Annotated in this window: 13 protein-coding genes and 1 pseudogene; 13 read left to right on the forward strand and 1 reads right to left on the reverse strand. The window is 54.3% G+C overall.

The features are described from left to right. Positions 1-71 precede the first annotated feature (71 nt). Entirely contained in the window at positions 72-1049 is a 978-nt protein-coding gene (gene pspF / locus OSH03_RS00265) for a phage shock protein operon transcriptional activator (protein WP_266177911.1), read from the reverse strand. A gap of 166 nt (positions 1050-1215) precedes the next feature. Here pspF and pspA point away from each other — a divergent pair, with 166 nt between their 5' ends. From pspA to pgmB, 13 genes and pseudogenes are all read left to right on the forward strand, one after another. Next, complete coding sequence (gene pspA, locus OSH03_RS00270; protein WP_061098016.1) at positions 1216-1884, forward strand: phage shock protein PspA; 669 nt, start codon at positions 1216-1218, stop codon at positions 1882-1884. A 53-nt stretch (positions 1885-1937) separates the two neighbouring features. Further along, entirely contained in the window at positions 1938-2162 is a 225-nt protein-coding gene (gene pspB / locus OSH03_RS00275) for an envelope stress response membrane protein PspB (RefSeq protein ID WP_061098017.1), read from the forward strand. Further along, a complete protein-coding gene (pspC, locus tag OSH03_RS00280) occupies positions 2162-2521 on the forward strand; it encodes an envelope stress response membrane protein PspC (protein WP_061098018.1) in 360 nt (119 codons plus the stop codon). The genes pspB and pspC overlap by 1 nt, the downstream gene beginning before the upstream one ends. 12 nt (positions 2522-2533) lie before the next feature. Then, entirely contained in the window at positions 2534-2758 is a 225-nt protein-coding gene (gene pspD / locus OSH03_RS00285) for a phage shock protein PspD (protein ID WP_028013376.1), read from the forward strand. Positions 2759-2942: 184 nt separating this feature from the next. Then, entirely contained in the window at positions 2943-4640 is a 1698-nt protein-coding gene (locus OSH03_RS00290) for a sugar phosphorylase (protein ID WP_277614529.1), read from the forward strand. Positions 4641-4653: 13 nt separating this feature from the next. Next, positions 4654-5946, forward strand: coding sequence for an ABC transporter substrate-binding protein (locus OSH03_RS00295; RefSeq protein WP_266177912.1), 1293 nt, complete (start codon positions 4654-4656; stop codon positions 5944-5946). Between the two features lie 22 nt (positions 5947-5968). Further along, positions 5969-6850 (forward strand): annotated as a pseudogene (locus OSH03_RS00300) (carbohydrate ABC transporter permease). Then, on the forward strand, positions 6837-7679 hold the full coding sequence (locus OSH03_RS00305) for a carbohydrate ABC transporter permease (protein ID WP_151413656.1): 843 nt from the start codon (positions 6837-6839) through the stop codon (positions 7677-7679). Before OSH03_RS00300 ends, OSH03_RS00305 begins: the two are co-directional and overlap by 14 nt. A gap of 29 nt (positions 7680-7708) precedes the next feature. After that, positions 7709-8761, forward strand: a complete 1053-nt coding sequence (locus tag OSH03_RS00310) for a D-guloside 3-dehydrogenase (protein WP_151413657.1) — start codon at positions 7709-7711, stop codon at positions 8759-8761. A gap of 17 nt (positions 8762-8778) precedes the next feature. Then, positions 8779-9567, forward strand: a complete 789-nt coding sequence (locus OSH03_RS00315) for a 3-dehydro-D-guloside 4-epimerase (protein ID WP_045260650.1) — start codon at positions 8779-8781, stop codon at positions 9565-9567. Positions 9568-9578: 11 nt separating this feature from the next. Continuing rightward, a complete protein-coding gene (locus tag OSH03_RS00320) occupies positions 9579-10637 on the forward strand; it encodes a D-glucoside 3-dehydrogenase (protein WP_266177913.1) in 1059 nt (352 codons plus the stop codon). Beyond that, the gene (locus OSH03_RS00325) at positions 10631-12910 is read left to right on the forward strand and encodes a glycoside hydrolase family 65 protein (RefSeq protein WP_266177914.1); all 2280 of its coding nucleotides are present in this window, start codon (positions 10631-10633) and stop codon (positions 12908-12910) included. Before OSH03_RS00320 ends, OSH03_RS00325 begins: the two co-directional genes overlap by 7 nt. Continuing rightward, complete coding sequence (gene pgmB / locus OSH03_RS00330) at positions 12900-13565, forward strand: beta-phosphoglucomutase (RefSeq protein WP_266177915.1); 666 nt, start codon at positions 12900-12902, stop codon at positions 13563-13565. Before OSH03_RS00325 ends, pgmB begins: the two co-directional genes overlap by 11 nt. The last annotated feature ends 2 nt before the right edge of the window (positions 13566-13567 follow it).

Genomic DNA, 13567 nt, shown 5'->3' on the forward strand with positions numbered 1-13567 from the left:
GGTTCGATCTGCAAAGTGTATCGCACTTAAGCCTGCTTCGTAAAAATGTCTGCGGGCAAGTGCCGATATTGTCAGCGCATTTGATGCTTTTTGAGCAATGCCCGTAACTGATGGTAGGTCAGGCCCAGGAGTTCGGCCGCCCGTTTCTGGTTATATTTCGCCGCCTTCAGGCTTTGCTCCAGCAACTGCTGTTCCTGCTCGTGCTGGAACTGGCGTAAATCCAGCGGGAGCGCGGGGGCGTCGCCTGAAGAGGATGGCGCGGATACCGACGTCGCATTGCGCTGAAAAGGATCGATAATGATATTGTCCAGCTCCGTCTCGCTGCTGCCGTGGCGGTAAACTGAACGCTCCACGACGTTCTTCAGCTCGCGGATATTTCCCGGCCAGCGGTAGGCCAGAAGCGTCTCCCGCGCACGATCGCTGAAGCCGGGGAAAAGGGGGAGACCCAGTTCGCGGCACATCTGAATCGCAAACTGGTCTGCCAGCAGCATGATGTCGCTTTTGCGTTCGCGCAGGGGCGGAAGCTGAACGACGTCAAAGGCCAGGCGGTCAAGGAGATCGGCACGGAATTTCTCCTCCGCGACCATCTCCGGCAAATTGGCGTTGGTGGCGCAGACCAGGCGCACGTTAACCTGCAGCGGCTGGCTGCCGCCGACGCGTTCCAGTTCGCCATACTCAATCACGCGCAGCAGCTTTTCCTGCACCAGCATCGGCGCGGTGGCGAGTTCATCAAGAAACAGCGTGCCGCCGTCGGCGCGCTCAAAACGCCCTGGATGGCGCTTCTGAGCGCCGGTAAACGCGCCCGCCTCGTGCCCGAACAGCTCGGTGTCGAGCAGGTTTTCATTCAGCGCCGCACAGTTTAGAGAAATGAAGGGGCCGTCCCAGCGTCCGGATAAATAGTGCAGTCGGTTGGCAATCAGTTCCTTACCCGTGCCGCGCTCGCCGATAATCAGCACAGGTTTGTTGAGCGGCGCAAGGCGAGAAACCTGTTCCAGCACCTCAAGAAAGCTGTTGGCTTCGCCGAGTAAGTTATCTTTGTATTGAGCCATGATGAAATTAACCACTCCTTAGCGATATTCACCAGGTCAGCATAGTGCTGTAGTGAGTAAAAATCAATCACACCGTGTAAAATCAATAAGATAAAAAATTGGCACGGGAATTGTATTACCAGTACAGCAGGGCATAGCCCGATAACAGAACTATGAGGATTTGATTATGGGTATTTTTTCTCGTTTTGCCGACATCGTGAACGCCAACATCAACTCGCTGCTGGAGAAAGCGGAAGATCCGCAGAAGCTGGTGCGCCTGATGATTCAGGAGATGGAAGACACGCTGGTTGAAGTACGTTCTACCTCCGCCCGTGCGCTGGCTGAGAAAAAACAGTTAACGCGCCGTATTGAGCAGGCCACCGCTCAGCTCAATGAATGGCAGGAAAAAGCGGAGCTCGCCCTGCGCAAAGATAAAGAAGATCTGGCTCGCGCGGCGTTAATTGAAAAGCAGAAGCTGGCGGACATGATCGCTACGCTTGAGCATGAAGTCACGCTGGTGGACGACACGCTCACCCGCATGAAGAAAGAGATTGGTGAGCTCGAAAATAAACTGAGCGAAACCCGCGCGCGTCAGCAGGCGCTTACCCTGCGTCACCAGGCGGCAAGCTCTTCCCGCGACGTGCGTCGTCAGCTGGACAGCGGCAAGCTGGATGAGGCCATGGCGCGATTTGAGTCATTTGAGCGTCGTATCGACCAGATGGAAGCGGAAGCAGAGAGCCACAGCATGGGTAAGCAAAAGTCGCTGGATCAACAGTTTGCTGACCTGAAAGCGGACGATGAAATCAGCGAACAGCTGGCGGCATTGAAAGCCAAAATGAAGCAAGATAACCAATAATAATGTTGCGGCACCTGAGCGTGCCGCTAAGCATCCGACGACAAGGAGTACACATGAGCGCGCTTTTCCTGGCCATTCCCCTGACGATTTTCGTGCTGTTTGTTTTGCCGATTTGGCTATGGCTGCACTACAGCAACCGTTCATCGCGGGACGATTTATCCCAGAGTGAACAACAACGTCTGGCGCAGCTTACCGACCAGGCGAATAAGATGCGCGATCGCATTCAGGCGCTGGAAGCTATCCTGGATGCAGAACATCCTAACTGGAGGGACCGTTAATGTCAGGACTGAATCTGAACAAAAAATTGTGGCGAATTCCACAGCAGGGCATGGTGCGCGGCGTTTGCGCCGGGCTGGCCCATTATCTTGACGTTCCGGTAAAGCTGGTGCGTGTGGTCACGGTACTGTCGATATTTTTCGGCCTGGCGTTTATCACCTTCGTGGCCTACATCGTTCTGTCGTTCGTTCTTGATCCGATGCCGGAAGGCGAACTTGCTGCGGAAAGCGCGCCTACCAGTAACGATCTTCTCAATGCGGTTGACGATCAATTGGCAGCCGGTGAGAAGCGGTTGCGTGAGATGGAACGTTATGTCACATCCGATACCTTTACGCTGAGAAGCCGTTTTCGTCAGCTTTAAGAGAGAACATACATGAAGAAAAACTGGCAACAGGCCGGTCAGAAGGTAAAACCCGGCCTGAAAATCGCAGGTAAACTGGTTCTGATGACGGCGTTACGTTACGGCCCGGCAGGTGTGGCGGGCTGGGCGATCAAATCTGTTGCCCGCAAGCCGGTCAGAATGTTGCTGGCCGTGGCGCTTGAACCCCTGTTGCAAAAAGCGGCGAAGCGGCTGTCACGCCGCTACTTATCCCGATAATTCACGCTCGCGTTAGCCCTTTCTCTCCCCGGAAGGGCTAACGACATTTCATCCCTTTCCCTCACTTTCTTTGCGGCAGCTCACATTACTGCACAGAGCTGCTTTGTAATTGCGTTTTTCAGCCTCCCGGTTCGTTGACAGATATTTTTCAGGGGAGTAGATTGCCCTTCGTGGGACCGCTACCATGGAAAATAATGTGAACGCAAAAATTAAAAATCTTATCAATCATATTTACGGTGAATCATTTTCTGAAGCACATTTTAAAGTGTTATTAACAAAGCTTGAACAAGCTGCTGTTGATATTACAGAAAAGCGTAAATCAGGCTGGGATGAAAAAGACGTTGTTCTGATCACCTACGCCGATCAGTTCTCCGCGAAAGGGGAGAAAGCGTTGCCGGTATTTACCCGCTTTTATAATGAGTGGCTCGCGCGCACGTTTTCCCATGTCCACCTTTTACCTTTTTATCCTTGGTCCTCTGATGACGGATTTTCCGTTATTGATTACCACAACGTTGCGCCTGAAACCGGGACCTGGCAAGACGTTGCCGATTTAAAACAGTCTGTCAGCTTAATGTTTGATTTCGTGTGCAACCACATGTCAGCAAAAAGTGAATGGTTTGCTAATTATCTTGCGCAGAAACCTGGCTACGAAGATTTCTTTATTGCTGTCGATCCTGAAACCGATTTATCTGCTGTGACGCGTCCTCGCGCATTACCGTTGCTGACGCCATTCACGCTGCATGATGGCAGCGTGCGCCATCTTTGGACCACCTTCAGCGATGACCAGATCGATCTCAACTTCGCCTCGCCACAGGTGCTGATTGCGATGGTTGACGTGCTGCTCCATTACCTGGCGGAAGGGGCGCGTTATATCCGTCTGGACGCCGTCGGGTTTATGTGGAAGATCCCTGGAACAAGCTGCATCCATCTGGAACAGACCCACTGTCTCATCCAGCTTTTCCGTGCTATTACCGAGGCCGTGGCGCCAGGTACCGTGATCATTACTGAGACGAACGTTCCGCATAAGGACAATATCTCTTATTTTGGTGACGGTGAAAATGAAGCCCAGATGGTCTACCAGTTCTCCTTGCCGCCGTTGGTGCTGCATGCTGTGCACCGTCAGGATGTTAAAGCTCTCTGTCAATGGGCGGGGTCGCTGGCGCTGCCTTCAACAAAAACGACCTGGTTCAACTTCCTGGCGTCTCATGACGGTATCGGTCTGAACCCGCTGCGCGGCATTCTGCCGGAATCAGAAATCCTCGCACTGGTTGAGAAACTTCAGCAGGAAGGGGCGCTGGTAAACTGGAAAAATAATCCTGACGGAACGCGTAGCCCTTACGAAATCAATGTGACCTATCTTGACGCGTTAAGCGCGCAAAACAGTTCAGATGATGAACGCATCGCGCGCTTTATTCTGGCGCATGCGGTGCTGTTAAGTTTCCCTGGTGTACCTGCCGTGTATATTCAAAGCATTCTTGGCTCCCGTAACGATTATGAAGGGGTCGAGCGCCTCGGCTATAACCGCGCAATAAACCGCAAGAAATATACCGCAGGCCAGGTTGATCTCGAACTTAATAATAAAAATAGCATTCGTCATAAAATTTATTCCCGCTTAAGCGAGTTTATTGCGATTCGTCGTGGGGAAAGTGCGTTTCACCCTGATGCGCAGGCATTTTTTGAATCACTGGATGAACAAATTCTTAAAATTGTTCGCGTGGCTGAAAACGGTGAGAAAATTACAGCCCTGTTTAATTTTAGTAATAACGTTCATACCGTTTATGGGGACAAGCTTACTGGTATGGAATTACTATCAGGACAAGCTGTTAGCGGTAAAGAACTGACCCTCAATCCATGGCAGGTTATGTGGATTAAAGAAAACTAAAAAGGACCCTAAAATGAAAATGCCCAAAATTGTGCTGTTATCAGCACTGGTTTCGTGCGCCCTGTTATCAGGCTGTAAGGATGATAAAGCGTCTGCTGTGACCATTGAGTTCATGCACTCGTCAGTAGAGCAGGAGCGTCAGGCGGTTATTACGAAGCTGATCGAAAAATTCGAAAAAGAAAACCCTGGCATTACGGTGAAGCAGGTGCCGGTGGAAGAAGATGCCTACAACACCAAGGTGATTACGCTCGCCAGAACGGGCGCGCTGCCTGAGGTGATTGAAGTCAGCCATGATTACGCGAAAGTCATGGATAAGGAACAACTGCTGGATCGCAAGGCTATCGGCGAAGCCATTAAAGCGGTAGGCGAAAAGACCTTCTATGACGGGATCCTGCGCGTTGTGCGTACCGAAGACGGCACCGCCTGGACGGGCGTGCCGATGAGTGCCTGGCTGTCCGGCGTCTGGTATCACAAAGATGTGCTTGCCGCTGCAGGTATTCAGGAACCGCATAACTGGGAACAACTGCTGAAAGCCAGCCAGAAACTTAACGATCCGGCCAACAAACATTACGGCATTGCACTTCCTACCGCGGAAAGCGTCATGACCGAGCAGGCGTTCTCCCAGTTTGCGCTGTCCGGCGGCGCGAACGTTTTTGATGCCAACGGAAACGTTGAAATTGATACCCCTGAAATGGCGAAGGCGCTGGCGTTCTATAAATCGCTGGCCGCGACCACCATGCCGGGCTCGAACGACGTCATGGAGATCAAAGATGCCTTCATGAACGGTTCTGCGCCGATGGCCGTCTATTCCACCTACATCCTGCCAGCGGTATTCCTGGATGGTAACCCTGCCAACCTTGGCTTCGTCGTCCCGACAGAAAAGTCCTCTGCCGTCTACGGCATGGTCACGTCGCTGACGATCACCACCGGCCAAACCGAAGAAGAAACGCAAGCGGCTGAAAAGTTTGTGACGTGGATGGAGCAGGCTCAAAACGCAACCGACTGGGTCATGATGTCGCCGGGCGCGGCGCTGCCGGTGAACACGCTGGTGGTAGGCACCGATACCTGGAAAAACAACGAGGTGATTAAAGCGTTTGGGCAACTGCCTTATGAACTGATCGCCCAGTTCCCGAACGTGCAGGTGTTTGGCGCTGTCGGCGACAAAAACTTCACGCGCATGGGCGATGTGACAGGTTCCGGCATTATCAGCTCCATGGTGCATAACGTCACTGTGGGTAAACAAGATCTCAGCGCAACGCTCAGCAAGAGCCAGACGCGACTGACTGACCTGATTTCACAACGATAGGAGCGCTCTGCGGAAGGAAATTATGAAGACGTTGTTTTCTGGTCGTTCAGATATGCCTTTCGCCATGCTGCTGTTGGCCCCCAGCCTGATTTTGCTGGGGGGCCTGGTGGCCTGGCCAATGATTTCCAATATTGAAATCAGTTTCTTACGTCTGCCGCTTAACCCGCGTATTGATGCGGTGTTCGTCGGCCTGGATAACTACATCCGCATTCTTGGGGATGCTGCGTTCTGGCACTCGCTGTGGATGACGTTCTGGTATACGGCGCTGGTCGTGCTCGGCAGTACCGGGCTGGGGCTTGCCGTCGCCATCTTCTTTAACCGTGAGTTTCGTCTGCGGAAGACGGCGCGTTCGCTGGTGATTTTATCCTACGTGACGCCCTCTATTTCCCTGGTGTTTGCCTAGAAATACATGTTCAACAACGGCTACGGCATTGTGAACTATCTGGGCGTCGATCTGCTGCATCTGTATGGCCAGGCACCGCTCTGGTTCGACAACCCTGGCAGCAGCTTCGTGCTGGTGGTGCTGTTCGCCATCTGGCGCTACTTCCCGTATGCCTTTATCTCATTCCTGGCGATTTTGCAGACCATTGATAAATCGCTGTATGAAGCGGCAGAGATGGACGGAGCCAACGCCTGGCAGCGTTTCCGTATCGTCACGTTGCCCGCCATCATGCCCGTACTGGCAACGGTGGTCACGCTGCGAACTATCTGGATGTTCTACATGTTTGCGGATGTTTATCTGCTGACCACGAAGGTCGATATTCTGGGCGTGTATCTCTATAAAACCGCCTTTGCATTCAACGATCTGGGTAAAGCAGCCGCCATTTCCGTTGTGCTGTTTGTGATCATCTTCGCCGTCATTCTGCTGACCAGAAAAAGGGTAAACCTCAATGGCAACAAATAAACGCATACTGGGCCGTATTGGTTTCTATCTGGGGCTGGCGGTATTTCTGATTATCACGCTGTTCCCGTTCTTCGTGATGCTGATGACGTCATTCAAGAGCGCGAAAGAGGCCATATCGCTGAATCCGACTATTCTACCGCAGGCGTGGACGCTTCAGCATTACGTCGACATCTTTAACCCGCTGATCTTCCCGTTTGTGGATTACTTCCGCAACAGCATGGTGGTGTCGCTGACGTCATCGGTAATTGCGGTGTTTCTCGGCACGCTTGGCGCTTACGCTTTGTCCAAGCTGCGTTTTAAAGGACGCACGACGATCAACGCGAGCTTCTACACCGTCTATATGTTCTCCGGGATATTGCTGGTGGTGCCGCTGTTCAAAATCATTACCGCGCTCGGCATTTACGACACTGAACTGGCGCTGATCATCACCATGGTGACCCAGACATTACCTACGGCGGTATTCATGCTGCGCAGCTATTTCGACACCATTCCGGACGAAATAGAAGAGGCCGCGATGATGGATGGTCTGAACCGACTGCAAATCATCTTCCGCATTACCGTGCCGCTGGCCATTTCCGGTCTCGTGTCGGTGTTTGTTTACTGCTTCATGGTGGCATGGAACGACTACCTGTTTGCCTCCATTTTCCTGTCCAGTGCCAGCAACTTTACCCTGCCGGTCGGGCTGAACACGCTCTTTAGTACGCCAGATTATATCTGGGGTCGCATGATGGCGGCATCGCTGGTGACGGCGCTTCCGGTGGTCATCATGTACGCACTCTCTGAACGTTTTATTAAAAGTGGTTTGACCGCCGGTGGCGTCAAGGGCTAAGGCGGCCAATTTTTTATCAGGAGCAAGTTATGAAGAAGTTAGTTGCGACAGCGCCACGCGTGGCGGCGCTGGTGGAATATGAAGACCGTGCTGTGGAAGCACATGAAGTGAAAATTCGCGCCCGCTTTGGCGCGCCGAAGCACGGAACGGAAGTCGTGGATTTCCGCGCGGCAAGCCCGTTTATTGATGAAGAGTTCAACGCAGAGTGGCAGATGTTCACGCCGCGTGAGGAGGGCGCTGCGCGCGGTATCGAGTTCGGTAAGTTCCAGCTGGGCAACATGATCGTTGGCGACATTATTGAATGCGGTGCAGACGTGACGGAATACCAGATCGGCGACAGCGTCTGCTGCTACGGCCCGCTGCAGGAGACGGTCATCGTTAACGCAGTGAACAACTATAAGCTGCGTAAAATGCCGCAGGGCGCGTCCTGGAAGAATGCCGTTTGCTACGATCCGGCGCAGTTCGCCATGAGCGGCGTGCGTGATGCCAACGTTCGCGTGGGCGACTTTGTTGTCGTGGTCGGTCTGGGAGCCATCGGACAGATTGCGATTCAGCTGGCGAAAAAGGCCGGTGCGTCTGTGGTTATCGGCGTTGATCCGATCGAACACCGCTGTGAAATCGCCCGCCGTCACGGCGCGGACCACTGCCTGAATCCAATCGGTACCGATGTCGGTCTGGAAATCAAAAAGCTGACCGGCAAGCAGGGCGCGGACGTGATCATCGAAACCAGCGGCTTTGCCGATGCGCTGCAGTCCGCGCTGCGCGGACTTGCCTACGGCGGCACCATCTCCTACGTGGCGTTCGCCAAGCCGTTTGCCGCGGGTTTCAACCTCGGCCGCGAAGCACATTTCAACAACGCGAAGATTGTCTTCTCCCGCGCCTGCAGTGAACCCAACCCGGACTATCCGCGCTGGAGCCGCAAGCGTATCGAAGAGACCTGCTGGGAATTGCTGATGAACGGTTATCTGAACTGTGACGATCTGATCGACCCGGTCGTGACCTTCGCCACCAGCCCGGAAAGCTATATGAAGTATGTCGATCAGCATCCTGAACTCAGTATCAAAATGGGCGTCACTTTTTAAGCTAAGGACAGCAAATCATGAAGATCGCAACACAAAACCAGGCCTTTTTCCCGACCAACATCATGGAAAAATTCGAGTACATCAAAGCGATGGGTTTTGATGGCTATGAAATTGACGGCCGCCTGCTGGTGGAAAATCTCGACGAAGTGAAAGCCGCTATCAAAGCTACTGGCCTGCCGGTGACGACAGCATGTGGCGGATATGATGGCTGGATCGGTGATTTCATCGAAGAACGCCGTCTGAACGGGTTACAGCAGATCGAACGCATTCTGGAAGCGCTGGCGGAAGTCGGCGGAAAGGGCATTATCGTGCCTGCTGCCTGGGGCATGTTTACCTTCCGTTTGCCGCCAATGACCTCCCCACGCAGCTTGGACGGTGACCGCAAAGCGGTTAGCGCCTCGCTGCGCTGGCTGGATGAAGTGGCGGCGCGCACCGGCACTACCGTCTACCTGGAGCCGCTGAACCGCTACCAGGATCATATGATCAACACCCTGGCAGACGCGCGTCGTTATATTGAAGAGAACGGCCTGAAGCACGTGCAGATCATCGGCGACTTCTACCACATGAACATTGAAGAAGACTCGCTGACGGACGCGCTGCATCAGAACCGCGATCTGCTTGGTCATGTGCACATTGCAGATAATCATCGCTATCAGCCGGGCAGCGGCAGCCTCGATTTTGCCAGCCTGTTCGACCAGCTGCGTGCCGATAACTATCAGGGATACGTGGTGTATGAATGCCGCGTTCGCGCCGAGGATCCGGCTAAGGCTTATCAGGACTCTCTCACTTATTTGCGTGAATGCTAAGGATGACGAGCGTGATGAGTGCTTCTACACCTTCGCCTCTGCGCGTCGCCATTATTGGCGCCGGGCAGGTCGCGGACAAAGTGCATGCCTCGTATTACGCCACGCGCAGTGATGTTCAAATGGTGGCTGTCATGGACAGCCGCCTTGAGCAGGCACAGGCGTTCGCGGAACGTTATGCTATTCCATCGGCATGGCAGGACGCTCACGAGATGTTGCAGGCAGTAAAACCGGATGTGGTGAGCGTCTGTTCGCCCAACCGGTTCCATTTTGAACACGTAATGGCAGCCCTTGCAGCAGGTTGTCACGTTATGTGTGAAAAGCCCCCGGCGATGACGCCGGAACAGGCCGACCAGATGCGCATTGCGGCGCGCAAGGCAGGAAAAGTCCTGGCGTATGATTTTCACCATCGCTTTGCCCTGGATACCCAACTGCTGCGTGATGCGGTAATGAACGGGACGCTCGGTGAAGTTTACTTTACCTCGGCGCAGGCGCTGCGCCGCTGCGGTGTACCGGGGTGGGGCGTTTTTACCAACAAATCGTTACAGGGTGGCGGACCGCTGATTGATATCGGCATTCATATGCTTGACGCCGCAATGTATGTCCTGGGTTTCCCTGCAGTAAAACGGGTGACCGCGCACAGCTTCCAGAGGCTGGGAAACCGTAAAAGCACCGGTCAGTTTGGCGAGTGGGACCCAACGCAATTTACCGTTGAAGATGCCCTGTTTGGCACGATTGAATTCTGCAACGGCGGCATTCTGCGTCTGGATACCTCGTTTGCGCTTAACATTCGCGAGCAGTCGATCATGAACGTCTCTTTCTGCGGTGAAAAGGCGGGGGCAACGCTGTTCCCGGCGCACATCTACAACGACGAAGCCGGTGTTTTAGAAACCCTTACCCAGCGCGAAGAGGCGGACGATCAGCGCCATCTGCGCAGCATGGATGCCTTTGTGCGCCATGTGCAGGGAGAGCCCGTCATGATTGCCGATGCAGAACAGGGACTGGTTATTCAGCAGCTTGTCGCCGCGCTGTATGAATCAGCAGAAACAGGGGAAAGCGTGACATTATGCTGAACGTGTCTGTATTAACCGATCCGGGCTTTTGTCCTCACAGCCTGAATAAATACGCCTCTGTCATGGCCTGCGGTAACGGCTACATGGGCATTCGCGCTGCGCACGAAGAAGATTACACCCAGCAGACCAGAGGCATGTACCTCGCGGGGCTGTATCATCGCGCGGGGCGCAACGAGACCACTGAACTGGTCAATCTGCCGGATATCACCGGGATTGATGTTGAGCTGGATGGCATCAATTTCACCCTCCTTTCAGGGGAAATCCTTGAGTGGCAGCGCGAGCTGGCCTTTGCGAACGGCGAACTGCATCGTAACGTTGTCTGGCGTTCAACCAATGGGAAGCGCTATAGGCTGGAGAGTCGTCGTTTTGCGTCACTGGACCAGCTGCCATTAGTGGCTATGCAGCTCTCGATCACGCCCCTTGATGGCGCCACGCAGGCGGTGCTGAAAACCGGCATTGACGCAACCCAAACGAACAGCGGCAGACAGCATCTGGATGAAATCTCGGTCAGGGTCTTTGACCAGCACTACATGCAGGGCGTGTATGAAACGCAGGATCGGGCGTCTGAGGTTGTTGTTTCGGCGTTTTGTCAGCTCTCAGCGAAGAGCGACAGCTGCTTCACCGCCAAAAACCGTCGTCTCAGCGTTCACCATTCGCTGATACTTGATCAGGGTGACACTGTCACGCTTGAGAAAATCGTCTGGCTGACGCATCGCAGTGATAAAGCGCTGTCACAGGAGTCTTTCGCGCGCAACGCGCTGGCCGATCTCAAAGTCTCTGCCGCAAGAGGCTACGACGCGTTGCTTGAAAGCTCAGCGTATGCGTGGAAAGACGTCTGGCGTGACGCGCGGGTGGAAGTGACTTCCGCTGAACATCAGGATCAGATGGCGCTGGATTATGCTGTCTGGCATCTGACCACAATGACGCCTGCCCATGATGAGCGAAGCAGTATTGCTGCAAAAGGGCTGACGGGAGAGGGGTATAAGGGCCACGTTTTCTGGGATACCGAAATTTTCCTGCTGCCTTTCCATCTGTTTACCCGCCCGCAGATTGCCCGAAACCTTCTGCGCTATCGCTGGCTTAATCTCTCAGGCGCCCGGGAAAAAGCCCGTCGTAACGGCTGGCCTGGCGCGCTGTTCCCGTGGGAAAGCGCCGCAAGCGGAGAGGAAGAGACGCCGGAGTTCGCGGCGATCAACATCCGCACCGGGGTACGCCAGAAGGTGGCTTCTGCACTCGCTGAACATCACATCGTGGCAGATATCGCCTGGGCGGTCGTCGCTTACTGGCAGGCGACGCACGATGATGCCTTTATGCGTAACGAAGGCCTGACGCTGCTGATGGAAACGGCCTTGTTCTGGATGGGACGCGCCACGGAAATCAATGGTCGTCTGGAAATCCATGACGTGATCGGACCGGACGAATACACCGAGCACGTGAACAACAACGCCTATACCAACTATCTGGCCTGGCACAACGTTGCCTGCGCGCGCCAGTTTATGGCGATGTTTGAGCGTGAGGATGTGCGTTTCACGGAGAATGCCACGCTGTTCCTGGCGCGCTTATGGCTGCCAGAGGCCGATGCCGACGGTGTGATCCCGCAGGATGATACCTTCATGTCAAAACCTGCTATCGATCTGAACCGCTACAAAGCCAAAGCGGGTAAGCAGACGATTCTGCTCGATTATTCCCGTGCGGAAGTGAATGAGATGCAGATCCTTAAGCAGGCCGATGTGGTGATGCTTAACTACCTGCTGCCGGAACGGTTTACGCCGCAGCAATGCGCCGCCAATCTGGCGTTCTATGAACCACGCACGATCCATGACTCATCCCTGAGCAAGGCCATTCACGGGATTGTGCTCGCGCGCTGCGGTGATACGCAGGGGGCCTATGCCTTCTGGCGCGACGGTATCGCCATTGATTTGGGCGACGATCCGCACAGCAGCGATGAGGGCATTCATGCCGCGGCCACCGGTGCGATCTGGTCTGGTGCCATTCAGGGGTTTGCTGGCCTGCAAATCATTGAAGGGGAGCTGCATCTTGCGCCGAAACTGCCTGCTCACTGGCAGAAACTCGCTTTCCCGCTGCGGTGGCGAAACGCAACAATGCACTTCACGTATGAAAACGAGGTGTTAACCATTGAAACCACCGCGCCTGCCACGCTGACGCTGTGGGGCAAAACGCTGCACGTATCGGAGCGAAAAGTTTGCGCTTATAAGGACTTTTCTGCACCCGCAACTGGGACCGCTACCACGGAGGGGCACCATGACGCTTAAGGCTGTCGTATTCGATCTGGACGGTGTGATCACCGATACCGCACATCTGCACTTTCTGGCGTGGCGCGCCGTGGCGGAAGAGATTGGCATCACCTTTGATGAAGTCTTTAACGAACAGCTGAAGGGGATAAGCCGCATGGATTCCCTCCAGCGCATTCTGAAGCATGGAGGTAAAGTGGGGATGTTTAGCGAGGAGCAGTGCCTGGCGCTTGCAACGAAAAAAAACGCGCTTTACGTCCAGTCGCTGGCATCACTGACGCAGGATTCTCTGCTGCCGGGGATCCGCGACGTGCTGGGGGAGATCCGTTCCGCGAAGGTCAAAATTGGGCTGGCATCCGTATCGCTCAATGCCCCAGGGATTTTGCACGCGCTGGGGATTCACCAGGCATTTGATTTTTGCGCTGATGCTTCCCGCATTTGCCGCTCAAAGCCGGACCCTGAGATCTTCCTTGCGGCCTGTGCGGGGCTGAATGTGCGCCCTGAAGAGGCCATTGGCATTGAAGATGCCGCTGCGGGTGTTGAAGCAATCAACGCCGCAGGAATGCTGTCGGTCGGGATTGGGCCTGGCCTTAACCATGCGGGATTACAACTTCATTCAACGCGGGAACTGACCTGGAAATGCCTCACAGAATTCTGGGCGTCCCGGGCGTATTGATA

The organism is Enterobacter nematophilus, assembly GCF_026344075.1.
GTDB classification, from domain to species: Bacteria; Pseudomonadota; Gammaproteobacteria; order Enterobacterales; family Enterobacteriaceae; genus Enterobacter; species Enterobacter nematophilus.